At 68.8% G+C, this 23603-nt stretch carries 23 protein-coding genes; 11 read left to right on the forward strand and 12 right to left on the reverse strand.

From position 1 onward, the window contains the following. The first annotated feature begins 18 nt into the window (after window positions 1–18). The 6 genes from ABZ027_RS27970 to ABZ027_RS27995 all read left to right on the forward strand — a co-directional run bounded on the left by ABZ027_RS27970 (window position 19) and on the right by ABZ027_RS27995 (window position 7897). On the forward strand, window positions 19–1632 hold the full coding sequence (locus ABZ027_RS27970; protein WP_356773080.1) for a class I adenylate-forming enzyme family protein: 1614 nt from the start codon (window positions 19–21) through the stop codon (window positions 1630–1632). Beyond that, window positions 1632–2531 carry a hypothetical protein gene (locus ABZ027_RS27975; protein WP_356773082.1) on the forward strand — a complete coding sequence of 300 codons (900 nt, stop codon included), beginning with the start codon at window positions 1632–1634 and terminating at the stop codon, window positions 2529–2531. The genes ABZ027_RS27970 and ABZ027_RS27975 overlap by 1 nt, the downstream gene beginning before the upstream one ends. Then, entirely contained in the window at window positions 2528–3046 is a 519-nt protein-coding gene (locus ABZ027_RS27980; protein WP_356773084.1) for a hypothetical protein, read from the forward strand. Before ABZ027_RS27975 ends, ABZ027_RS27980 begins: the two co-directional genes overlap by 4 nt. Before the next feature lie 257 nt (window positions 3047–3303). Next, window positions 3304–5010, forward strand: a complete 1707-nt coding sequence (locus ABZ027_RS27985; RefSeq protein WP_356773086.1) for a fatty acyl-AMP ligase — start codon at window positions 3304–3306, stop codon at window positions 5008–5010. 40 nt (window positions 5011–5050) lie between these two features. Then, a complete protein-coding gene (locus ABZ027_RS27990; protein ID WP_356773088.1) occupies window positions 5051–5311 on the forward strand; it encodes an acyl carrier protein in 261 nt (86 codons plus the stop codon). 309 nt (window positions 5312–5620) lie between these two features. Then, window positions 5621–7897: an MMPL family transporter gene (locus ABZ027_RS27995; RefSeq protein WP_356773090.1), complete on the forward strand. Its 2277-nt coding sequence runs from the start codon at window positions 5621–5623 to the stop codon at window positions 7895–7897. A 365-nt stretch (window positions 7898–8262) separates the two neighbouring features. On the opposite strand, the gene ABZ027_RS28000 is transcribed toward ABZ027_RS27995, so the two are convergent. Further along, the gene (locus tag ABZ027_RS28000) at window positions 8263–9024 is read right to left on the reverse strand and encodes a prolyl oligopeptidase family serine peptidase (protein ID WP_356773092.1); all 762 of its coding nucleotides are present in this window, start codon (window positions 9022–9024) and stop codon (window positions 8263–8265) included. A gap of 113 nt (window positions 9025–9137) precedes the next feature. Here ABZ027_RS28000 and ABZ027_RS28005 point away from each other — a divergent pair, with 113 nt between their 5' ends. Both ABZ027_RS28005 and ABZ027_RS28010 read left to right on the forward strand, forming a co-directional pair. Then, the gene (locus tag ABZ027_RS28005) at window positions 9138–10301 is read left to right on the forward strand and encodes an adenosine deaminase (RefSeq protein WP_356773094.1); all 1164 of its coding nucleotides are present in this window, start codon (window positions 9138–9140) and stop codon (window positions 10299–10301) included. Window positions 10302–10438: 137 nt separating this feature from the next. After that, window positions 10439–10792: an ATP-binding protein gene (locus tag ABZ027_RS28010; RefSeq protein WP_356773096.1), complete on the forward strand. Its 354-nt coding sequence runs from the start codon at window positions 10439–10441 to the stop codon at window positions 10790–10792. A gap of 81 nt (window positions 10793–10873) precedes the next feature. Here ABZ027_RS28010 and ABZ027_RS28015 read toward each other — a convergent pair whose 3' ends face one another. From ABZ027_RS28015 to afsQ1, 5 genes are all read right to left on the reverse strand, one after another. Further along, entirely contained in the window at window positions 10874–11077 is a 204-nt protein-coding gene (locus tag ABZ027_RS28015) for a PspC domain-containing protein (RefSeq protein ID WP_356773098.1), read from the reverse strand. Window positions 11078–11170: 93 nt separating this feature from the next. Then, window positions 11171–11722 carry a VanZ family protein gene (locus tag ABZ027_RS28020; RefSeq protein WP_356773100.1) on the reverse strand — a complete coding sequence of 184 codons (552 nt, stop codon included), beginning with the start codon at window positions 11720–11722 and terminating at the stop codon, window positions 11171–11173. A gap of 100 nt (window positions 11723–11822) precedes the next feature. Next, complete coding sequence (locus ABZ027_RS28025) at window positions 11823–12440, reverse strand: hypothetical protein (RefSeq protein WP_356773130.1); 618 nt, start codon at window positions 12438–12440, stop codon at window positions 11823–11825. A gap of 14 nt (window positions 12441–12454) precedes the next feature. Further along, window positions 12455–14029 (reverse strand): HAMP domain-containing sensor histidine kinase, encoded by a 1575-nt coding sequence (locus ABZ027_RS28030; RefSeq protein WP_356773102.1) that lies wholly within the window; start codon window positions 14027–14029, stop codon window positions 12455–12457. Beyond that, entirely contained in the window at window positions 14026–14703 is a 678-nt protein-coding gene (gene afsQ1 / locus ABZ027_RS28035; protein WP_161300939.1) for a two-component system response regulator AfsQ1, read from the reverse strand. The genes ABZ027_RS28030 and afsQ1 overlap by 4 nt, the downstream gene beginning before the upstream one ends. A 255-nt stretch (window positions 14704–14958) precedes the next feature. Between afsQ1 and ABZ027_RS28040 the strand changes: the two genes are divergently transcribed. Then, complete coding sequence (locus tag ABZ027_RS28040; protein ID WP_356773104.1) at window positions 14959–15702, forward strand: SigE family RNA polymerase sigma factor; 744 nt, start codon at window positions 14959–14961, stop codon at window positions 15700–15702. A gap of 138 nt (window positions 15703–15840) precedes the next feature. On the opposite strand, the gene ABZ027_RS28045 is transcribed toward ABZ027_RS28040, so the two are convergent. Next, window positions 15841–16188, reverse strand: coding sequence for a DUF6281 family protein (locus ABZ027_RS28045; protein WP_356773105.1), 348 nt, complete (start codon window positions 16186–16188; stop codon window positions 15841–15843). Window positions 16189–16249: 61 nt separating this feature from the next. Continuing rightward, on the reverse strand, window positions 16250–16885 hold the full coding sequence (locus tag ABZ027_RS28050) for a uridine kinase (RefSeq protein ID WP_356773107.1): 636 nt from the start codon (window positions 16883–16885) through the stop codon (window positions 16250–16252). A gap of 126 nt (window positions 16886–17011) precedes the next feature. On the opposite strand from ABZ027_RS28050, the gene ABZ027_RS28055 reads away from it, so the two are divergent. Further along, window positions 17012–17404, forward strand: coding sequence for a hypothetical protein (locus ABZ027_RS28055; RefSeq protein ID WP_356773109.1), 393 nt, complete (start codon window positions 17012–17014; stop codon window positions 17402–17404). 76 nt (window positions 17405–17480) lie between these two features. Here the strand turns inward: ABZ027_RS28055 and ABZ027_RS28060 are convergent, their stop codons facing one another. From ABZ027_RS28060 to deoC, 3 genes are read right to left on the reverse strand one after another with little or no spacing between them, the layout of a single operon-like run. Continuing rightward, window positions 17481–18398 carry an aldehyde dehydrogenase family protein gene (locus ABZ027_RS28060; protein WP_356773110.1) on the reverse strand — a complete coding sequence of 306 codons (918 nt, stop codon included), beginning with the start codon at window positions 18396–18398 and terminating at the stop codon, window positions 17481–17483. Next, window positions 18391–19908 (reverse strand): aldehyde dehydrogenase family protein, encoded by a 1518-nt coding sequence (locus ABZ027_RS28065; protein WP_356773112.1) that lies wholly within the window; start codon window positions 19906–19908, stop codon window positions 18391–18393. The genes ABZ027_RS28060 and ABZ027_RS28065 overlap by 8 nt, the downstream gene beginning before the upstream one ends. 5 nt (window positions 19909–19913) lie before the next feature. Next, complete coding sequence (gene deoC, locus ABZ027_RS28070) at window positions 19914–20867, reverse strand: deoxyribose-phosphate aldolase (RefSeq protein WP_356773132.1); 954 nt, start codon at window positions 20865–20867, stop codon at window positions 19914–19916. A 157-nt stretch (window positions 20868–21024) separates the two neighbouring features. Here deoC and ABZ027_RS28075 point away from each other — a divergent pair, with 157 nt between their 5' ends. After that, window positions 21025–21720: a PH domain-containing protein gene (locus ABZ027_RS28075; protein WP_356773114.1), complete on the forward strand. Its 696-nt coding sequence runs from the start codon at window positions 21025–21027 to the stop codon at window positions 21718–21720. A gap of 61 nt (window positions 21721–21781) precedes the next feature. Here ABZ027_RS28075 and ABZ027_RS28080 read toward each other — a convergent pair whose 3' ends face one another. Continuing rightward, window positions 21782–23425 carry a phospho-sugar mutase gene (locus tag ABZ027_RS28080; RefSeq protein ID WP_356773116.1) on the reverse strand — a complete coding sequence of 548 codons (1644 nt, stop codon included), beginning with the start codon at window positions 23423–23425 and terminating at the stop codon, window positions 21782–21784. Window positions 23426–23603: the final 178 nt, after the last annotated feature.

Genomic DNA, 23603 nt, shown 5'->3' on the forward strand with positions numbered 1-23603 from the left:
CCCGACGGGAAGTACCTGATGAAGCGCGCATCAAACCCGCCCAAGAACCTTGGCATTCTGTTCGACTGGCACGCGGACAAACAACGCTCGACGAGCTTGTATCTGGACCGTCCATTCGACATAGCACCCGACGCCGGCGTCGATTACGACGCCCAGTCTCTTGCCAGTCTCGTCGTCGACGCGTCCGGTTGGCTCTATGCGGCCGGTGCGCGACGGGGCGATCACATTGCCGTCATCAAGGAAAACCACTTCGATGTGATCGTGCTCTCTGCCGCAGCCGCACGTATCGGAGCGATTGCGGCGACCATCTCGGCTGCCAATCGGCCGACGCACCTCCTCGAGATGCTCCAGCGGCTTCAGCCCGCGGTCACCGTCATCTCCGCTGAGACGCTCGAAGCCGCAGCCCGGGCCGGGATCGACCTGGGCTCGTTCGGTCGGACCGTCCTCCTCGGTCAGGCGGCCGACGACGGCACCGGCATCCCTCTGGAGCAGCTCATCGGGTCGCCCGTCCCGCAGCCGAGCATCAGGCCGGACAGCGAGCCGATGATGATCACCCACACATCGGGTACGACGAGTACGCCGAAGCTCGTTGTTCATACGGCCGAAACCAATCGGGCGGGAACCCGACTCGAGCTGCTTCCCCTGCCGATCATCGTCAACCGGCCCAAAGATGTCTGCCTGAGTTCAATCTCGTTTGCTCATTCGAGGGCATATGCGTGGACCTTCGCGCAGTTCCGTTGGGCGCCGAAACGACTCGTCATTGCAAGCACCCACGACGTGCACGATGTCGAACGCGTCATGGAATCCCAGCGGCCCACCACCGTTGAGGCGACGCCGAACGTCTTCCAGCACTGGATTCCCCTCGTTCGCCGCCGCCCCGAACTGTTCGCACAGGTCCGCTACTACCTGAACACGTTTGACATGATGCATCCGTCGATCGCGCGCCCGTTCATGAATGCGTCGCGTCATCGCGGGGTGATGTGGGGCCACAGTTGGGGACAGAGCGAAGTCGGCCCGATTGCGGGCAGCGGGTACACGCGCCGTAAAATCAACAAAGTTGCCGGTTTCGTGAGCGACAACATGAACAACATGGGCTGGGCCTGGCCTGGCCTGATGAAGGCGAAGGTTGTCGACGCTGACACCGGTGTTCGCGTTCGCCGTGGGGAAACAGGGATTATCATGGTGCAGGGTAAGTCCCTGTTCGCTGACTATCTCGGCGAAACCGATCGCTATGAAGCAAAGAAGGCGGACGGATGGTGGAACACCGGGGACGTCGGCTACAAGGATCACCTCGGCCGCATCCACTTCGTCGACCGAGCGCTCGATGCTATTCCAGGCGGCAGCGCCACCGAGGTTGAGAGCGTCCTCCTCGAGCGAATAGAAGGGGCCCGCGAGGTTGTTCTGCTTTCGCGGGGCGAACTTGAGCCCGTGCCCGTAGTCTGCCTTGACTCCGGGACACTGTCTGGCGAAGCGTGGAATGCCGCCTCCGCCGGACTTGTTCCGATGGCCGACCCGGTCGTTCTGAATTGGGCCGAACTGCCGCGCACCTCCACATGGAAAATTCGCCGGAAGGAGTTGCGTGAACTCGTCCTCGCCGGCGACGACACTCAGCTTGAGGAGCGGTTCACCTGATGCCTACGACAGATTTCTCGAAGGGCGGACCCGCGCGGACCGCTCACTCCGACCCGTTCCAGGCGGCTCTCCACGCGACGCTCGTCGAGATGCCCTACAACAGCGCAACCGAGTATCACCGCGTGCACGGGCAGGGCGATCCCGATACCCGCCTCGGTGCCGCCTGCATCTACCAGACCATTGACGTGGCGCGCAGAGCAGAGGCGCTCGGATCGCCGCCCGCAACCCTCCTGCAGGACGAACGGCACGTGGCAGCCGTATTCGACGATGGCGGCGACATCGTCGTGCTGGACCCCTACTTGCTCCATCTCGAACCGATTCGCTTCCCCGCGAGCGAAGTCGAAAGGGGTTCGTCGTCAGTGGAGGTTCGCGCGGCGCCCGTGCGCCACGACGCGGAGGGCGAAGAACGGTTCGCCCGTCTCAGCGCCCGATACACGGCACGTGCCGGCGCCTACGTGATTCGGCTCAGCTACTCACGGTTCAGTCCGGTCAAGAACGCCACCGTTCTCAGCAGGCACTTCTCGCTCCGGTCCTCGGCCGAGTTCGCTCCCGACGACTTCACGCGAGATATGAACGCCCTGCTGACGCATCCGGAGCAGACGAGCGTGTCCGTGCGGGCCGTCTCGCCGGATCTGCGGACCACGACAGAGGCCATCGTGCCTCTGCACGGCTTCGCGGAGCGGGACTTCCGCACGGATGACATCTGGCTGCGCTCCGGCCAAGGTGCAGTCCTCCACGGCTCGGATGAGAGGGCGGTCGACGTGTGGCGTCAACTGGAGACGAGCCTGGCTCTGGACGCCGCAACTCTCAGCAACCATCTTCTGGGGGCAGCGCGCATTTATCGGCACATAGCTGACCCCACCCGTGCAGTCGCACCCTACTCGTTGGATGATGAATGACCTTCAAGCGGATCTTCCTTGCCGGTACGATCCAGGGCTCGAACCAGGGCTTGAACATCGAGGATCAGTCCTATCGGACCGCGCTCGCGTCGATCCTGGAAAATCACCTCCCAGGCGTCGAGTGCTTTGACCCGAGCGGACCCGTCCTGGAGCTTCTGGGTACCGCCGAGACCCTCGATGCCGTTCAGCAGATGCTCGGAAGCATTGGCCGGGCGACGCGAGTGGACAGCGCCCCGGTCCGCGTTCAGGAGTTGCGTGGGACGTTCCGGTCGATGACGAGCGAGGCCACGAAGTGTGATCTCCTCATCGCCTATCTGCCGAATTCCATGCCCAGTATGGGTACGGCCATGGAAATGTATGCCGCTCACCTCAGCGGTGTTCCCGTCGTGACGATCACCGACATGGTGCAGAACTTGTCGATCATTTCGATTTCCGACTGGATATTCTCCGACGTCCAGGCGTTCGAGAGCTGGGTAGCAGAATTGGCCTCCGTCGAGGAGCACACGGCTGTCTGACCGGTCAGGTCATTCCTGTCCACCTTTGATGCTGTCGGCACAGAGGTGTTCGTCGACGACCTGTCAGGCCGCGCGGCACCAGGCCACCGAACACCTCGGATCCCTTTCTCCGAATCGAGTCACCACCTATGATTCCGGACCACGTTCATGAAAAAATTCCAGCGTCGTCGAGTGTCGGTGCGCCCGAAGTTCTCACCATGGTCGACGCGATGCAGCGATCCGCTCTTCGGAGTGCGAGCCGCGGAGTCCGATTCCATGTGACACGAGACGAGTCCACTCGTGCCACCTATGCCGATCTCGACCGCATGGCCCGCCATGAGGCTGTCAGGCTTTGGCGTGCCGGATACCGGCCGGGAGACCGTGCGCTGCTCACGTTCGAACCGGGTCTGGACTTCTTGCGGGCCGTGTACGGTGCGATGTACGCGGGGCTGACGGTTGTGCCCACGCCGATCACGCCGGGCGGGCACCTCGAGGCCATCCGTAATCAGGCCTTATCCATTGCGGCCGATGCCGGCTGCTCCGTTGTCGTGACGACGGACCACCTGGCCCAGGTGCTCAGCGACGTGGAAAACCTCCCACTGTGGCATCTCTCGGATCTTGGCGACGCAGCACATGCCGAAGCGTGGGAGGACCCGGGCCTCTCGCCGGACGATGTAGCAGTACTGCAGTACACCTCTGGCTCGACAGGCCGGCCCAAGGGTGTCGTGATCACCCACGGCAACCTCGTCGCGAACCAACGAAGTATCGCTGTCGCCAGCGGCATCGACGCAAGGACCGTCTCAGTCGGGTGGCTGCCGCACTACCACGACATGGGCCTAGTCGGCATGTACTTCCAGAATGTGTTCGCGGGAGCCGACCTCATTGCGATGAGCCCCGCGCTGTTCCTTCGTCGGCCGGCCTTGTGGCTCGAACTGATTACGAAACATCGAGCTACCGCTACCGTGGGCCCCGATTTCGCCTACGGCCTGTGCGCTCGCCTCGTGACCGACGAAAAACTCGATGAACTCGATTTGTCGTCGTTGCGGACCGTCATCACCGGAGCCGAGCCCGTGCGTATCGGAACACTGCGGCGGTTCACCGACCGATTCGCACGCTCCGGCTTCCAGTCGGCAGCCTTCGCGCCTGCGTACGGAATGGCTGAGGCCACACTGATCGTGACCGCCAAGCGGCCAGGTACGTCGGTGAGGACGCTGGCGGTGGACCCGGACGCGCTGGAACAGGGTATTGCTGTGAGCGCCGCGAGTGATGCTGCGGTGGTGCTGGTGTCATGTGGGCAGCCGATGCCGGAGCACGAGCTGGTCATCGTGGACCCGAAGTCGCTTGCACCCGTTGCGGGCGGCGCTGTCGGAGAGATCTGTGTGCGTGGGCCGAGCGTCGCCGGTGGCTACTGGCGGCGCCCGGACGAAACCGCCCAGAGTTTCGGAGTTCGACCCGGCGGATACGACCGCCCCTTTCTCCGCACCGGTGACCTCGGGTTTCTGTATGAGGGTGAACTCTTTGTGACAGGTCGGATCAAGGACCTGATTATCATGCATGGCCGCAACATCTACCCCACGGACGTCGAAACGTCACTCGCCGGCCACCTTTCAGATCGCGGCGACGCGATGGTCGCCGCGTTCGAGTGGGGCGACGGAGAAGTCGTCGCGGTCGTCGAACATGCCAAGGTGTTCGATCCAGTTACTGTCGAACGCGCGCGGCGTGCCGTCGCCACCGAGTTTTCGCTCGACTCCCTCGCGGTCGTGCTTGTTCGTCGAGGTGCAATTCCTAGGACTTCGAGCGGCAAGCTCCAGCGACAACTGGCCAGGAAGAAACTCGGCAATGGCGATCTGAAGGTCATCCACATCAGCGGCTCCGTGGCTCTCGAGGCCCGTATCAAGCTTGGTCTCGAAGGAAACAGAGCGTGCCCCCCCGGATTGAACGCGCTGCCGCTTTTGCCATGCGCCCCGACGATCAGGGCGACGTGAGCGCTCTCGATCGCGAGGAGCAGATGTTCCAGGAGGGAATATGAGCAGTTCTCAACTCACGCGGACCGACATCGGTGACTGGATTCACGGCCGTGTCGCGACGTACGGGGAGCTTGCCCCGGACTCGTTCACTGATGAGACCCCCTTCGCAGACCTCGGGTTCACATCGGTGTACGCCCTCACTCTGTGCGGCGAAATCGAGGACACGTTTGGGCTGGTGGTCGAGCCGAAGATCGTCTGGGACCATCCGACGATTCGGGAACTTGCCGACGCGCTCGCAGAGCTCCTCGGGCGGCGGTAATCCGGCCGGCCTGGAATCTCCAGGCGGCCTGTCACTCTGTGCGACCTGCCCCAAGAACTCCAACAGCGCGTCGACAACGGCTCGTTGGAAAGAGCGCGACGCACCGACATCCGGGTAGCCCGGGGGCAAGATCCCCTCGGGCTACCCGGCTGACTGACACCGAGTCAGTTCACGGCTCGGCGCATGTACTGCTCACAGTGCCGCATGACAAGCTACCCTGACGAGAGATCACTCATGCCCAACGCCTCTGTTCCGCCCGACCGGTCGACCCGTCTCGCAAATCTCATCGCGCGCCGGTCACGATGGTTCGTGGCGGCTTGGGCCATCCTTCTCGTTCTCGCCGGAGCTTCGGCCGCCACCCTTGCCGACAACCTCTCCGGCGGCGGCTGGTACGTGCAGGGATCCGGTTCCGCCGCGGCAGCCAAGAAGCTCGAGACCGGGTTCACCGGGCGCGGGAAGACCACTGCCACCCTCGTCGTCCACGACCGGCGGCACACCGTCGCCGACCCCGCGTTCGCCACCCAGGTGCAAGCTGTTGTCGATGACGTCCGCGACGATGCCCAGCTCCACGTCACCGGGATAAGCGGCTGGACCACCCTCACCGGCTCCTCGCAGAAGCCGTACGTGGGCAAGGACCGCCGCACTGTCGTCCACTCGGTCGCCATCGGCCTCGACGACGGCACGGCCCGCCGCGAGTTGCCGGCCATCGAAAAGCGGATCTCCGACCGCTACAAGGCCGACGGCATCGACGCCTCTCTCGTCAGTCCCGCATCCTTCTGGGGGGAGGTCAATTCTCTCAGCCAATCCTCCCTGGCCAAGGCTGAGATCATCACCGCGCCGCTGACCATCATCATCCTGCTGCTCCTCTTCCGTAGCCTCGCATCCGTCGCCGCTGCCCTCGCCAGCGGCATCACGGGGATCGTCTTCACACTCGGACTGCTCGGCCTGGTTGCCCGCCATCTTGAACTGTCCGTATTCGTCCAGAGCGCGGCAACCATGATCGGCCTCGGGGTCGGCATCGACTACTCGCTGTTCATGATCAGCCGGTTCAAGGAACAGCTGGACTGCGGCCAGACCGTCACCGATGCCGTCGCCGGCGCTCTACGCACTGCCGGACACACCATCGTCGCCTCCGGCGGCACCATCGTGCTCGCCATGTGCGCCCTGTTCCTGATCAGGCTCAACGTCATCTTCTCCATCACCCTCGGCGTCGTGCTCGTCGTGGCCTTCTCCGTCCTCACCAGCACCCTGTTCCTCCCCGTGCTGCTGCATCTGGTCGGACACCGCGTCAACGCCGGACGCCTGCGTCTTCCTGGCCGCAGCGCCCACACGCGCTTGGAGGACTCTCGCTGGTACCGCATCTCCGCACAGGTGATGAAGCGCCCGGTTGTCTTCCTCACGGTCGTCGCCGCCGGACTGCTCGCGCTCGCGTCTCCGGCCGTCAAGATGCAGATCTTCTCCCCCGACGCTCGCATCCTGTCGTCGTCCTCCTCCGTCCGAACCGGCTACGAGCACATCCAAGGCGCCTTCGGCGTAGGCGCCACATCGCCCATCCAGGTCGTCGTCACCGCTCCCGCACAGGTTGGAACCGTCGGAGTGGACAGGGAATTGGCCGACTTGCAGAACCGGCTGGAAAAGCTGCCTCGCGCCGCCCGAGTCGACTCCGCCGACGGAGTACTCAAGCGCCTCGAACCCACCGCCCGCGGCGGGGCGGAGTACCAGGCCCTCAAGCAGCCCGTGTACACCACCCTGCCCAGCGTGGCACGGCAGGTGATCCATCACTACGTTTCCGCCGACAGGACAAAGATCGTCTTCGAGGTGGTTCCCGACTCCCCGTCCTCCACCTCCGCGACCCGTGACCTGTTGACCGACGTGCGCGACACCACCAGCCACCTGTCCGCTGGGATGACCGCGGTCGTCGGCGGCGAGACCGCGGAGGACACCGACGCCAACAAGGTCATCCAGGACGGTCTCCTCCCCGTCGTCGCCGCCATGCTGATCGCCGTCTACCTCGTGCTTCTGGCGACCTTCCGCTCCCTGCTGCTCCCGCTGAAGGCCATCGCCATGAACCTGCTGTCGATCTCCGCCACCTACGGCGTCCTCGTCCTGGTCTTCCAGTACGGCTACGGCACCGAACTGCTCCACTTCGACCACACCGGCTACCTGCAGAACTTCATCCCGGTGCTGCTCCTGGCCCTGTTGTTCAGCCTCTCGACGGACTACGAGGTCTTTCTGCTCGATCGCATCCGCGAGGAATACGTCGCCACCGGCGACAACGCGATCTCCGTCAGCCGCGGCCTCACCCGCACCGCGCCGCTCATATCCGGGGCAGCCATCCTCATGGTCGCAGTCTTCGGCGCCTTCGGGTTCGCCGGTCTCGTTCCCATCCAGCAGCTCGGGTTCGGCCTCGCCCTCGCCGTCCTCATAGACGCCACTCTTGTCCGACTCCTCCTCGTTCCCGCCGCGATGCGCCTGATGGGACGCGCGAACTGGTGGATGCCCGGCCGACCCGATCCCGCCCGCGCGCCGAGCGCTGCCACCGGAAGCCACGAGAGCGAAACGGCGGCCAGCACTCCAGTGCCGTAGCCCTCTTGGCCATCCTCATCGTCCGCGAGGCTCCGTCTCCTGTGGCCTTCCGACCACCCGTTCGATCCGCACCCTGGTGCTGCCCCGGCGCGCCGGAACAGCTCGTGGGGTACCGCCGGATCCATGGTGAGCTCGCAGTGCCGGACATCAGCGTCGCGGCCTCCATCGGCCAGGAGATCCTGCGCGGGCACGGTACCCAGCCCGCGCCGGAACGCCGGAGCACGACTGAACGGAGCGTGCTGGTGAGGCGCTCGCGGTCGGTGAGCGTCACACCCTGAGTATCCGGGGCCCTCGACGCCGCCGCGCACCCCACCGCACAGTCGGTGGTGCGCGAACTCGCACACCGAAGGTGCCCCCTCCGAGCCCTACCTCCGCAACGACTTCCCGAACCCCGCAGCCAACGGCATCCGAAGCCCCAGAGGAGGCGGCGCGGCCAACGCGTCCCGCACCGGCCGCGACAACGCCCGCCCGAACAACGCCCCCATCACGAAGTCCGCGGCCAGCGCGTGCACTTCGTCCCGGTGCTGGTGCAACCCGTGTCCGTCGGAGTGCACTTCGAACCGGCAGACCTCCCGGTTCGCCTTCTTCGCCCGCTCCGCCAGCCGGAACGACAACTCCGGATCGGTGCGCTCGTCATTCGTGCCGTGCACGATCAGCACCCGCCGCCCGGCCAGCTGCCGCACCGGTTCGGGGGGCGCGGCCACGTCCTCCTCCGGCAGCCAAGGGGCCAGTGCCACCACGGAGTTCACGGCCTCGTGCCCGCCCGCGTGCAGCGCCGCCCGGCCGCCCATGTCGACCCCGGCGAGGCACACCGGGACATCGCCGTAACGTCGTACGGCCTCCTCGGTCGCCCACGTCGCGTCCTGTGCCAGATGTGCCGCGCTGCCGTTCCAGCCGCGATAGCGGTAGTGGACCACGTGGGTCGCCAGTCCCGCGGCGCGGCCCGCGCCGGCGATCCGGCGGCCCAGGACGCGTACGGACGCGGCCGCCCACACCGGCGAGGGTCTGCGATGGGAGACCTCGTCGCCTCCGGGGAGCAGCAGCACCACTCCACCCACCGCTGTCGGCTCCGGCCCCAGCGCCCGCCCCAGCCGGGGCGTGCGAACCGGTGTCGCTTGCTGTCCCATGACAGAACAGTGTCAGAAGCGAGGGTGTACGACACTGGTCCGTGCGGTCACCGTTACGTATCGACGAATTCGTAAACCAGACGATCTACGCGCGTAGGAGTTAGAGTGCGGAAATGACGAGCCAGACTGCCCGGATGGGGACCACCCCGAGCTCGGACCAGATCCGCCGAGCGCCCAAGGTGTTGTTGCACGACCACCTCGACGGCGGGCTGCGCCCCGGCACCGTCGTCGACCTCGCGCGGGACAGCGGGTACCCGCACCTCCCGGAGACCGACCCGGACAAGCTCGGCGTCTGGTTCCGCGAGGCCGCCGACTCCGGTTCCCTGGAACGGTACTTGGAGACCTTCTCGCACACCGTCGGCGTGATGCAGACCCGCCAGGCGCTGGTCCGGGTCGCCGCCGAGTGCGCCGAGGACCTCGCCGAGGACGGGGTCGTGTACGCCGAGGTGCGCTACGCCCCCGAGCAGCACCTCGACGGCGGGCTCAGCCTCGAAGAGGTCGTCGAGGCCGTCAACGAGGGCTTCCGGGAAGGGGAGCGGCTGGCCCGCGCGAACGGCCACCGCATCCGGGTCGGCGCCCTGCTCACGGCGATGCGGCACGCGGCCCGCGCCCTGGAGATCGCCGAGCTCGCCAACCGGTACCGCGACCTGGGCGTCGTCGGCTTCGACATCGCGGGCGCGGAGGCGGGTTACCCGCCCACCCGGCACCTCGACGCCTTCGAGTACCTCAAGCGCGAGAACAACCACTTCACCATCCACGCCGGCGAGGCCTTCGGGCTGCCGTCCATCTGGCAGGCCCTCCAGTGGTGCGGTGCCGACCGGCTCGGCCACGGGGTGCGGATCATCGACGACATCCAGGTCCACGAGGACGGCACGGTGAAGCTCGGCCGGCTCGCCTCGTACGTGCGGGACAAGCGGATCCCGCTGGAGCTGTGCCCCAGCTCCAACCTCCAGACGGGGGCCGCGGCCTCGTACGCCGAGCACCCGATCGGGCTGCTGCGCCGGCTGCACTTCCGCGCCACCGTGAACACCGACAATCGCCTGATGTCCGGCACCAGCATGAGCCGGGAATTCGAGCACCTTGTCGAGGTGTTCGGTTACACGCTCGATGACGTCCAATGGTTCTCGGTCAATGCGATGAAATCAAGTTTCATTCCTTTCGATGAACGACTCGCGATGATCAATGACGTCATCAAGCCCGGATATGCCGAGCTGAAATCCGAATGGCTGTTCCAGCAGACCGCTTCTACCAGCGACTCTGTGGACACGGAGGGCTGATTCAACGAAAACGGAGGCGCGGAACTCGGACGGGCATTCACCATTCGTCCGCGTTTCGATGTTTGCGGCGGGTACCTCGTCCTGTTTACGGTCATGGACGCTGACCTCCCCGCAACTCCATTTCGAGGATGCATTTCATGAAGCAGTCTGCTGTCAAGATCCTCGGTGTCGCCGCTCTCGGTGCCGCCTTCGCCGCCACCGCCGCGGGCGCCGCGAGCGCCGCGCCGGTCGCCCAGGACGCCACCCAGTCGCTGAACGCTGTCGCCCGGACGCTGCCCGCGGAGAGCGTCGCCCACCAGCTGCCGGCCGCCGGTGAGGTGGTGGGCCAGGCGCAGTCGCTCCCCGCCGCGAAGCCGGTCACCCGGCAGGCGTTCGGCAACGACCCCACCGACCAGCTCACCTCCCTGGTCAAGGATGTGACGTCCGGCAAGGGCCTGTCCGGCAAGGGCCTGCCCGTCCAGGGTGGCCTGCCCGGTCTCTCGGTGGGCTGATCAGCGCCGCATACGAACGCGCCGGTGGGGCGCACCCTCGGACACGGGGTGCGCCCCACCGGCGTATCGGCGTGCGCGCGGTCACCAGGCCGTGCTGGTGGTCCTGTCCTCCGACGGGAAGAGGATCCACAGCGCGATGTAGAGCAGGAACTGCGGGCCCGGCAGCAGGCAGGAGACCACGAAGATGACGCGCATCGTCGTCGCGGAGGTGCCGAAGCGCCGTGCCAGCGCGGCACACACTCCGCCGATCATGCGGCCGTTGGTGGGGCGGGCGAGGCGGGACATTGCGGCTCCTTCGTGAGCGTCTGTCGGAGGCTGTCCGGGTGACCGCCTCGTCTGACTTCAAAGCTACGGAGACGAAGGGGACGAAACATCGCTCTACGGGGCGATCCCGACCCTGGGAATCGTCGGGGTCAGACCCTGAGGGGGGTCCTCCTGCGGGACGGAGCGCCGGTGGGCGCGCTCGTCCCTGCGGCGGAGCCGGGAGCGGGCCGCCGGTACCAGGAGCGCGTGCGCGAGAGCCACGCCCGCCGTGTTCAGGAGCAGCGAGTCGATGTCCACGCGCTGCCCGGGCACCCCGGTCTGCAGCAGCTCGATGCCCAGCGAGATCAGGGCGCCGGCAGCGGTCGTACGCAGCAGGGAGGCGAGCGGCGAGACCGTGAGCCTGCCGTTGACCAGCGGGAACAGCACTCCCAGCGGGGCCAGCAGCCCGAGCCCGCCCAGGACGCGCCGGGTCGCCTCCTGCCAGCCCAGGGCCAGATCGGAGCGGATGCTGGCCAGGGGATGAAAATTGGCGGGCATCACCCACGGGACGTCCAGTGGACGCAGCGTGAGCCAGGCGACGAACGCGAGGTGTGCGACAAGGACGACACCCCCTGCCACACGGACGTTGATCGCGGCGCTGCCGCCGATGGAGCCTTCACGCTGCACGCATCCCAAGACGCGGCCCCCGGCACGATCGGTTCCGGGATACCCACGGGTACGTGGATGAGGCATACGCCACAACCCGGTGGCCCGGGACGCGCCCGCGTCAGCCTCCGGCCACCTCGCTCGAAGGCGGCTCCGTGCTGCCGGGGCGGGCGCGGACCTTGTCCGTGCACTCGTAGCGGCGCAGCGGCTCGGAGGCCGGGCCGCCGAGAACGACCGAGCCGTCTCCCTCCGCCGCGGCCGAGTCGGAGAACGTGCAGACCACCTGGGCGAGGGCGTACGAGGTGAGGTCCCCGGGCCGGGTGCTCAGCCGGAGCGCGTCCGCCGGGTCTCGGGGCCCCGGTCCCCGCACCGTCATACCGCCGCGCACGTCGGTGGTGTACCCGGCCTCCTTCTCCGCGGCCGAGGGGGTCGCGGCGAGCTCGTCCAGCAGCCCCTGAGCCACCAGCACCCGCCGCGCGGAGTCCGCCGTACCGTCCGGGACGCGCACCGTCCGGTCGACCGCCACCAGCGACGAACCGCACAGCAGGAACGCCTGCACCGGAAGCCCGCGCGAGGCCTGCGTCGAGACGTCCGGCTCGGACAGCGAACACCGCACCCGGGACGGCGCGGGCCCGAACTCGGTCGGCACCTCGGTGGCCCGGATCCCGCACCCGGTGAGCAGCGCGGCCAGCACCGGCAGCGCCAGCGCTCGGCCCACGCGCGTCACGCGTACGTTCATCAGGCGTACGTTCATCAGGCGTCCCCCTGGGCCTTCTCGCCGTCGCCGTCGCCGTCGTCGGGGTCCTCCGTGAGCGGCGACGAGTCCTGCGGCAGCCGCAGCGTGAACACCGCGCCGCCTTCCGCGGAGTTGGCCGCGGTGATCTCACCGCCGTGGATGTGGGCGTTCTCCAGGGCGATCGACAGGCCCAGGCCGCTGCCCTCGGAGCGGGGCCGGGAGGCGCTCGCCTTGTAGAAACGGTCGAAGACGTGCGGCAGGACGTCCTCGGGGATGCCGGGCCCGTGGTCCCGGACCTCGATGACCACCGCCTCGTCGGTGTCCCGCACCGCGACCCGCACCGGCGAACCCCCGTGCTTGAGCGCGTTGCCGATCAGATTGGCCATGATCACGTCCAGGCGGCGCGGGTCGAGCCGGGCGTGGATGCCACGCTCGGCGTCCAGGTCCACCGCGTCCAGCCAGGCCCGCGCGTCGATGCACGCGGTGATCTGGTCGACGACGTCCACGTCGTCCACGACCAGCCGCGCGGTGCCCGCGTCGAAGCGGGTGACCTCCATGAGGTTCTCGACCAGGTCGTTCAGCCGCCGCGTCTCGCTCACCACGAGCCGTACGGCGGGCTCGATCATCGGATCGACGCTGCCCGATCCCATCTCCAGCTCGTCCTCCAACACCTCCGTCACGGCGGTGATGGCGGTCAGCGGCGTCCGCAGTTCATGGGACATGTCGGCCACGAACCGGCGGGAGGCGTCGTCGCGCGCGGCCATCTCGGCCACCCGTTTCTCCAGCGCCTCGGCGGCGTTGTTGAACGTCCGGGAGAGATCGGCGAGTTCGTCCGTCCCCGACACCCGCAGCCGGGTGTCCAGCCTGCCCTCGCCGAGCCGGCGCGCGGCCACCCCGAGCCGCTGCACCGGCTTCAGCACGGTCGTCGCCGCGGCCTGCGCGAGCAGCGCGGAGCCGACCAGGCCGAGCCCGGTGGCGATCCCGAGCGACCAGGCCAGCGAGTTGAGGTCCTTCGCCTCCGGCTCCAGCGACTTGAGCATGTAACCGGTCGGTCCGCCGCCGATCACCTTCGTGCCGGCCACCAGACAGGGGGACCCGTGGATGGTCACCCGCTGCCAGTAGAGGTGGTACGGGTACTTGTTGGCGGCGGTGACCGGCTGCCGCTTGCTCACCGCCGTGCGCAGCGACGACGGCACGTCCTGCACCGTGAAGCCGTTCAGGGCACCGGAGTTGCCGTACACCGTCTTGCCGCTCGCGTCCTCGGCGACCAGCACCACACTGAAACGCTGGCTGCTGTTGGCCATCTGGCCGGCTGTGTGCTGCAGCTCGTCCTGTGAGGGGTTCGCGGGCAGCGCGCCCGCCCGGTTCTGCATCTCCTGCTGGAAGTCGCGCAGCACCGCGTCCTGGGTGCGGGTGAGCACCGCCTCACGGTTGAGCCAGTACGCGATCCCGGACGCGGACACCGCGGCGGTCAGCGCTACCAGAGCGAACACGACCACCAGCCGCAGCCGCAGACTGGTGAGCCGCAGCCGCGACCACACTCCCTTGCGATCCGCGGTCCAACCGCGGAGCCCCCCGTGCGCTTGGGTCACTGAGGACTGTCCAGCCGATAGCCGACACCACGGACCGTACGGATCAGCGTCGGCGAGGACGGCACGTCCTCGACCTTGGCGCGCAGCCGCTGCACACAGGCGTCCACCAGCCGCGAGTCGCCCAGATAGTCGTGCTCCCACACCAGCCGCAGCAACTGCTGCCGGGACAGTGCCTGGCCCGGCCGCCGGCTCAGTTCGAGCAGCAGCCGCAGCTCGGTCGGGGTGAGCTGGAGGTCCTCGCCGTTCTTCGTCACGGTCATCGCCGCGCGGTCGATGACCAGCGAACCGAACGACGCCGCGTCGTTCGCCTCCCGCTCCCCGCGCCGCAGCACGGCCCGGATCCGGGCGTCCAGCACCCGCCCCTGCACCGGCTTGACGACATAGTCGTCGGCGCCGGACTCCAGTCCGACGACCACGTCGATGTCGTCGCTGCGCGCGGTCAGCAGGATGATCGGCAGCTGGTCCGTGCGCCGGATGCGGCGGCACACCTCGAACCCGTCGATGCCCGGCAGCATCACGTCCAGCACGATCAGGTCGGGCCGCTGCTCCCGCAGCAGCTTCAGGCCGTCCTCGCCGGTGGCAGCGGTGGCAACCCGGTGGCCCTGGCGCGTCAGGGACAGCTCCAGGGCCGTACGGATGGCGTCGTCGTCCTCGATCAGCAACAGGGAAGGCACGAGCCTCATTCTGGCCCATGGCGGGGTGGGGCTGCGACACCTGTCCCCGCACGGGCCGCCACCGGTATCCGTACGTGCCCGTAGCGCTCCGGTCTGTGCGGACCCTGGGTCACGCCTGGGAGCGACATGCGAGCAGGGCCCCTGTGACAGCTCTGTGACAGTCGGCGGACACGGCCATGAAGTGACCCCGGCAAGCTTTTCGGCACAGGCAAGGAAGCACGGCGAACACCGGAAGTCCACGACGGGGGGCGCGAGATGAACACGCTGTACGGCAACAGCACCAGCGCGGTGATCACGCGTCTGCACGACGTGAACGGGGGCCGGGGTTCGGAGAAGGCCGGTGCTGTGAGCGGGCGGGGATTCGCTCGCGGCACGGGGCGTCAGCACACGACGTACATGTCGGTGGTTGACGCTCGCACGGGGGAGGCTCACGGGGGAGCCGCGTACGGGGAGGACTCGGGGGAGCGTCGTTCGCTGTCGGAGGTGGAGTTCACCGCCTACGTCCAGGAGCGCCGCGCCTCCCTGTACGCAACCGCCTACCACCTGACCGGTGACCGCTTCGAGGCCGAGGACCTGCTGCAGAGCGCGCTGTTCTCGACGTACCGGGCGTGGGACCGGATCAGTGACAAGGCGGCGGTCGGCGGATACCTCCGCCGCACCATGACCAACCTGCACATCAGCGCGTGGCGCCGCCGCAAGCTGAACGAGTACCCGACCGAGGAACTGCCGGAGACGCCCGGCGACACGGACGCGATGCGCGGCACCGAACTGCGCGCGGTCCTGTGGCAGGCGCTCGCCCGGCTGCCGGAACTCCAGCGCACCATGCTGGTCCTGCGCTACTACGAGGGCCGCACGGACCCGGAGATCGCGGAGATCCTCGACATCAGTGTCGGCACGGTGAAGTCCAGCATCTGGCGGTCGCTCCGCCGGCTGCGCGAGGACGAGGTCCTCAGCTTCGGCCGTGACGAGGAGAACGCCTTCGGGGAGCTCGTCGCCTGAGGGTCCGGGGGAGCAGGTAACGGGGGAGCGGTAACAACGGGGGAGCGGTAACAGGGGGGGGCCAACGGGGGAAGCACGGGGGTGCACCAGGAGCGGGGCTGGAGGGCCGGGGGGTCCGTCCAGCCCCGCTTTGGTGTGTCAGGGGCTGTTCACCCGCATCAGGGTCACGTCGTCGGGCGAGTCACCCACGGCGATCGAGACGGAGGGGTCGGCCTCCCGGACCGCGTAGGCCGTGATCCTGCCCTCGGGCCGGCTGTCCGCCGGGTCGTTCGGGGTGTCGTCGCAGGACGGGACGGTGGCCGTGCCCAGGCGTCCTCCGACCGTGAAGTCGACGTTGGCGATGCCGGCGTAGGTGCGGTTGTCGTAGGTGACGAGGAAGGCGCAGGAAGCCTCGGCCGTGCCGCTCGACTCCGTGCAGGCGGAGGCGAGCAGCAGGGCGGCGACGAATGGCCCGGTCGTTGCGGCTCGCCGCAGGGCAGTGATCATGGAGGTACCTTTCCGCGCGGACATGTTCGCTGTCCTACGACGGAGAAGGCGCCCCACTCGTTCAGGCGGCCGGTGTCGCCGCCGGGCGGCGCCCCACCGCGGCGGCGGCGAGGCGGCCGAGGGCCTCGTCCCGGTCGCAGGCGTACGCGCCCAGTGCCGTCTGGCGGGCCACGATGGAGCGTTCGGCGCGCATCAGCCGCCAGCCGCGGCGCAGCAGGAACGGCACCGACTTGCGGCCCTCCCTGAGGTCCCGCAGGAAGCGTCGGCGGAAGGTCTTCACCGGGCCGCGGTTCAGGCACAACGCGTCGGCCAGCACGCCGAGTTCCCGGCAGCGCGTGATGATCTCGGCGGCGAAGATGCCCTCCGCTATGAACAGCGGGGTCCGCCCCACGTCGACCGACTCCTCGCCGGTACGGGCGCTCAGCGAGATGTCGTAGAGCGGGACCTTGGTACGGCCGGTGCGGCACAGGTCCAGGATCGCGGCGATCGCGGCGTCCGTGTCCCACGAGTCCGGGTGGTCCCAGTCGATGTCGGAGCTTCCGCTCACCAGGGGCAGCGTCGGGTCGTCGCCCTCTTTGTAGAAGTCGTCGAGGCGCAGCACGGGAAGCCCGGAGCGGGCGCCGACCAGGGACTTGCCCGAGCCCGAGGGGCCGCAGAGAAGCACGACACGGGCTGATGGCGGGGGAAGGATGCTCACGGGACACCAGTTTGACGCATCCCGTACGCCCTGCCGACCCCGCGGGCACGGTTTTGAAGCGCGCGTCACACGTCAACTACCCTTCGTGCTGACCTAGTTACCCTGTGCTTAGAAGGTGGCAGAACGATGGCTCGACACACGTCCTCGCAGAATCCGACCGCCCGGCAGGCCCTGGCCGCCCTCGCGACCGCGGGCGTGGCCCTGGGGGCGGGCGCGACGACGGCGTCCGCGGCCACCGACACCACACACTACGAGCCCACCTCGCCCGGTCACGTCGACCCGCAAGCCGGCCTCCAGCCCCCCACCGGCACGGTCGGCCACGTCACCGGCCCGGTCGCCGGCCTCAAGGCCAACCCGCTCGCCGGCACCGGCGTCGACCCGCTGGACAACGGCGTGGGCACCCAGGTCGCCGACTTCAAGCCGCTCAGCTCGCGGGCGGTGACCGGGCCGGTAACGCAGGCGGAGTCGGTCGGGAGTCTGCCGGTGGCGGGGCAGGCGGTGGGGGTGCTGGGCCGCTGAGGGACGGGCACACGGCGAAGAGCCGCGTCTTCCCCCTGACAGTGGGAAGACGCGGCTTGTTCGGTCGTGTCGGGTCTCAGTACGCCGAGCCGGACGCGCCCAGCGAACCCGTCGGGTGCCAGACCGTCTTGGTCTCCAGGAACGCCGTCATGCGGTCGATGCCGGGAGTCGCCGTCCAGTCGTCCACAGGCTGTGGGCGAAGGACGCGCTTCAGGTTGTCGGCCGCCGCGATCTCCAGTTCCTTCGCCAGGTCGTCGTCGGCGCCGGCCAGGTCGATCGCGTTGACGTCCTGGTGCGCGGCCAGGGGCGCCGCGATCTCCGCCGTACGGCCGGAGAGGACGTTGACGACGCCGCCGGGAAGGTCGGAGGTGGCCAGTACCTCGCCCAGGGAGAGGGCGGGGAGCGGGGACCTCTCGGAAGCCACCACGACCGCGGTGTTGCCCGTCGCGATCACCGGCGCGACGACCGAGACCAGGCCGAGGAACGACGACTCCTGCGGGGCCAGGACGGCGACCACGCCCGTCGGCTCGGGGGACGACAGGTTGAAGTACGGGCCCGCCACCGGGTTGCCGCCGCCCACCACCTGGGCGATCTTGTCGGTCCAGCCCGCGTACCAGACCCAGCGGTCGATCGTCGCGTCCACGACCGCGGCGGCCTTGGACTTCGACAGGCCCTCGGCGTCCGCGACCTCGCGCACGAACTGCGCCCTGCGGCCCTCCAGCATCTCCGCGACGCGGTAGAGGACCTGGCCGCGGTTGTACGCGGTAGCGCCGGACCAGCCGCCGAACGCCTTGCGGGCCGCCACCACGGCGTCGCGGGCGTCCTTGCGGGAGGACTGCGGGGCGTTCGCCAGCCACTTGCCTTGCGAGTCCGTCACCTCGTACACCCGGCCGCTCTCGGAACGCGGGAACTTCCCGCCGACGTACAGCTTGTAGGTCTTGAAGACGCTCAGACGCCGCGCGGCGGAGCCGCTGATCGATACGTGCTCAGACATCGAGGTACGCCTCCAGGCCGTGGCGACCGCCCTCGCGGCCGAAGCCCGACTCCTTGTAACCGCCGAACGGCGACGTCGGGTCGAACTTGTTGAACGTGTTGGACCAGATCACGCCCGCGCGGAGCTTGCTCGCCACCGCCAGGATGCGCGAGCCCTTCTCCGACCAGATGCCCGCCGACAGGCCGTACGGGGTGTTGTTGGCCTTGGCGACGGCCTCGTCCGGGGTGCGGAAGGTCAGGACGGACAGCACCGGGCCGAAGATCTCGTCACGGGCGACGGTGTGCGCCTGGGTGACGTTCGTGAACAGGGTCGGCGCGAACCAGTAACCGGAGGACGGGAGTTCACAGGCCGGCGACCAGCGCTCGGCGCCCTCCGCCTCCCCCTGCTCGACCAGCGTGGTGATCCGGGACAGCTGCTCCGCGGAGTTGATCGCGCCGATGTCGGTGTTCTTGTCCAGCGGGTCGCCCAGACGCAGCGTGGACAGGCGGCGCTTGAGAGAGGCGAGGAGCTCGTCCTGGATCGACTCCTGGACCAGCAGCCGACTGCCCGCGCAGCAGACCTGGCCCTGGTTGAAGAAGATGCCGTTCACGATGCCCTCGACGGCCTGGTCGATCGGCGCGTCGTCGAAGACGATGTTGGCGCCCTTGCCGCCGAGTTCGAGAGTGAGCTTCTTGCGGGTGCCCGCGACCGTGCGCGCGATCTGCTTGCCGACGGCGGTGGAGCCGGTGAAGGCGACCTTGTCGACGCCCGGGTGCGCGACCAGCGCGGCGCCCGTGTCGCCGTATCCCGGGAGGATGTTGACGACGCCCTTCGGGAGGCCGGCCTGGCGGCAGATGTCCGCGAAGAAGAGAGCCGAGAGGGGGGTCGTCTCGGCGGGCTTCAACACCACCGTGTTGCCGGTCGCGAGCGCCGGGGCGATCTTCCACGCCAGCATCAGGAGGGGGAAGTTCCAGGGGATGACCTGGCCGGCGACACCGAGGGGGCGGGGGTTGACTCCGAACCCGGCGTGGTCGAGCTTGTCGGCCCAGCCCGCGTAGTAGAAGAAGTGCGCGGCGACCAGGGGGAGGTCGGCGTCGCGGGTCTCCTTGATGGGCTTGCCGTTGTCGAGGGTCTCCAGGACGGCGAGCTCGCGGCTGCGCTCCTGGATGATCCGGGCGATGCGGAACAGGTACTTGGCCCGCTCGGAGCCCGGCAGCGCCGACCACTTCTCGAAGGCCTTGCGGGCAGCCTCGACCGCGCGGTCCACGTCCTCGGCGCCCGCCTGGGCGACCTCGGCGAGGACCTCCTCGCTGGCGGGGCTGACCGTCTTGAAGACCTTGCCGTCGGCTGCCTCGGTGAACTCGCCGTTGATGAACAGGCCGTAGGAGGGCGCGATGTCGACGATCGCGCGGGACTCCGGGGCCGGGGCGTACTCGAACGCGGAGGACCGCTTGGTCGTGGCGTGCGTGGCCTGCGTGGCGTCCGTGGTGTTCCGGGCGTCAGTGGTGTCAGTGGTCTTGTCCGTGGTCATGGTGATCAGTCCACCGTCACGTAGTCGGGGCCGGAGTAGCGGCCGGTGGCCAGCTTTTGGCGCTGCATCAGCAGGTCGTTGAGGAGCGAGGAGGCACCGAAGCGGAACCAGTGGTTGTCCAGCCAGTCGTCGCCCACGGTCTCGTTGACCAGGACGAGGAACTTGATCGCGTCCTTGGAGGTGCGGATCCCGCCGGCCGGCTTCACGCCCACCTGTACCCCGGTCTGCGCCCGGAAGTCGCGGACGGCCTCCAGCATGAGCAGGGTGTTCGCGGGGGTGGCGTTCACCGCGACCTTGCCGGTCGAGGTCTTGATGAAGTCCGCCCCGGCCAGCATGCCGAGCCAGCTCGCGCGGCGGATGTTGTCGTACGTCGACAGCTCGCCCGTCTCGAAGATGACCTTGAGGCGGGCGTCCGTCCCGCAGGCCTCCCGCACGGCGACGATCTGGTCGTACACCTTCAGGTAGTCGCCCGCGAGGAACGCGCCGCGATCGATGACCATGTCGATCTCGTCGGCACCGGCCGCGACGGCCTCACGGACGTCCGCGAGCTTCACCGCGATCGGGACGCGGCCCGCCGGGAAGGCGGTGGCCACCGAGGCGACCTTGACGCCGGAACCCGCGACCGCCGCCTTGGCGGTGGCCACCATGTCGGGGTAGACGCAGACGGCTGCGACCGCCGGGGCCGTCCGGTCGGTCGGGTCGGGGCGGACCGCCTTGACGCCGAGCGCCCGGACCTTGCCCGGGGTGTCCGCGCCTTCCAGCGTCGTCAGGTCGACCATCGAGATGGCGAGGTCGATGGCGTACGCCTTCGCGGTCGTCTTGATGGAACGGGTACCGAGCGAGGCGGCGCGCGCCTCCAGTCCGACCGCGTCGACGCCGGGCAGCCCATGGAGGAAGCGGCGCAGCGTGCTGTCGGACGCGGTCACGTCTGAGAGAGCGTGAGGTGCAGCAGTGGGCATGGTCACCAGACGAGCATATCTACGCGCGTAGCGGCTGTACAGCCGGGCGGGTGCATCGGTGATTGGGGCGGGGGTGGGGGTGGGGGTGACGGCCGGGGCGGGGGCGGTTGTGGTGCGGGTTGTCGGGGCTTTCGGGGCGTCGGGCAGAATCGGGACCATGACTGACCCTCAAGCGCCGCAGCCGAAGTACGAGGACCGGGTGCACCGGTCCGGCGCGGGCATCGCCGGTGGTGTTCTGCTGCTCGGCATCGCCTGCTGGCTCGGTGTCGACGCGATCGTCGCCGGGGAGGGCAGCACACCCTGGCGGGCGCTCGCCGCCCTGCTGCTCGTGGTGCCGCTGATCATCGCCTTCACGCTGCGGCCCGCCGTCTACGTGGGTGACGACCGGCTGCGTGTCCGCAACCCGTTCCGGATCATCGTGCTCCCCTGGGGGCAGATCGAGATGCTGCGCTCCGGCTACTCGAACGAGGTCCTCACCAAGACCGGCGGCAAGTTCCAGCTGTGGGCCGTTCCCGTCTCGCTGCGGGCCCGCAACAAGGCGGCGCGGCGGGAGGCGCGGCGGACCGCGCAGGAGGGTGGGCCGATGGGGTCCGGGGGCGGAGGCGGGCTGGGCGGTGCGCTCGGTGGTGGACTCGGTGGATCGCGTGGGTTGTCCGGGGGGCGCGCGGGGGTGTCGGACGGGCCCGTGCGGGCGGAGAGCGACCAGGTCATGGACGACCTGCGCGAGCTGCTGGAGCACCGGGCGGCGGTTCGGTCGGCGCAGGGTGAGGTGACCGTGCGGTGGGCCTACGAGGTCATGGGTCCGGCTGTGGCGGGGGCCGTGCTGCTGGTGATTCTGATCGCGATCGGCTGAGGCGGGGAGCCGCGGGGCCGGAGTTCGGTGGGGCGCCGAGGGCACCCCACCGGGTGAGGTGTCAGATGCCTGCCGCTGCGGACAGGTCTCGCTTGATGGTCGTCAGGAGTTCCGTCGCTTTGGTATGGGCGGCGGGGAGGTCGGCGTGCGTCGCGACCGGGACGACCACCTCCAGGTAGCACTTCAGCTTCGGTTCCGTACCGCTGGGGCGGACGATGACCCGGGCGCCGTCGAGGGTGTAGCGCAGGCCGTCGGTGGGCGGGAGTCGGTCGGTGCCCCGGGTGAGGTCGTCGGTGCGGGTGATCGGCAGGCCCGCCAGCTGGGTCGGGGGGTGCTCGCGCAGGCGCCCCATCGCGTCGGCGATGAGGGAGAGGTCGTCGACGCGGACCGAGAGCTGGTCGGTTGCGTGCAGGCCGTGCTCGACCACGATGTCGTCCAGGAGGTCGAGGAGGGTGCGGCCCTGCTCCTTGAGGACGGAGGCGAGTTCCGTGATCAGCAGGGCGGCCGTGATGCCGTCCTTGTCCCGTACGCCGTCGGGGTCCACGCAGTACCCGAGGGCCTCCTCGTAGCCGTATCGCAGGCCCTCCACACGGGCGATCCACTTGAAGCCGGTGAGGGTCTCCTCGTAGGGGAGGCCCGCCTTCTGCGCGATACGGCCGAGCAGGGAGGAGGACACGATGGACTCGGCGAAGGTGCCCTGGACTCCGCGGCTGACCAGGTGGGTGGCGAGCAGGGCGCCCACCTCGTCGCCTCGGAGCATGCGCCAGGTGTCGTCCTGGGCGCGGTTTTTGACGGCCACGGCGCAGCGGTCCGCGTCCGGGTCGTTGGCGATGATCAGGTCCGGGTCGGTCTCGCGGGCCTTCGCGAAGGCGAGGTCCATCGCGCCGGGCTCTTCCGGGTTGGGGAAGGCGACGGTGGGGAAGTCCGGGTCCGGGTCGGCCTGTTCGGTGACGAGGTCGGGGGGCGGGAAGCCGGCGCGGGCGAAGGCGGCGAGGAGGGTTTCCCTGCCTACGCCGTGCATCGCGGTGTACACCGTGCGGGCGGTGCGGGGGGAGTCGGGGGCCAGGACGGCGTCCGTGCGGGTGAGGTAGGCGGCGAGGACGGCGTCGTCGAGGGTGTCCCAGCCGGTGGTGGGGCGGGGGACCGTGGTGAGGGTGGTGACGGCGGCGATCTGGGCGGCGATCTCGGCGTCGGCCGGGGGGACGATCTGGGAGCCGTCGCCGAGGTAGACCTTGTAGCCGTTGTCGCGGGGCGGGTTGTGGCTGGCGGTGACCTCCACGCCGGCGACCGCGCCGAGGTGCCTTATGGCGTAGGCGAGGACGGGGGTGGGGAGGGGGCGGGGGAGGACGGCGGCTCGGAGGCCGGCGCCGGTCATGACGGCGGCGGTGTCCTGGGCGAAGTCGGCGGACTTGTGGCGGGCGTCGTAGCCGATGACGACGAGGCCGCCGGTGTGGCCCTTGGCGTTGAGGTACGCGGCGAGGCCGGCGGCGGCTCGGATGACGACGGAGCGGTTCATGCGCATCGGGCCCGCGCCGAGTTCGCCGCGTAGGCCTGCGGTGCCGAACTGGAGGGTGCCGGAGAAGCGTGCGGTGAGCTCTGTGACGTCCTCGGCGTCGATGAGCTTGGCGAGTTCGTCACGGGTTTCCGTGTCGGGGTCCTCGGCCAGCCATGCCTTGGCTCGTGCGATGAGATCGTCGTGCGGCACGGTCGGTCAACCTCTCGTTGTCGGTCGTACGGGGGCCTGCGGCGGCCTGTGGGGGGTGGGTGGGGGTGGCTGTCGCGCCTGCGGTTCGGGGGTGGGGCGGGGCCGGGTCGGGGGTGTCCGTCCTCGGAACGTCGCGGAATCGGTTTCTCACCGACTTGGCGGTGTTGACGCGACAACC

This window comes from Streptomyces sp. NPDC006332, from assembly GCF_040612855.1.
GTDB lineage: Bacteria > Actinomycetota > Actinomycetes > Streptomycetales > Streptomycetaceae > Streptomyces.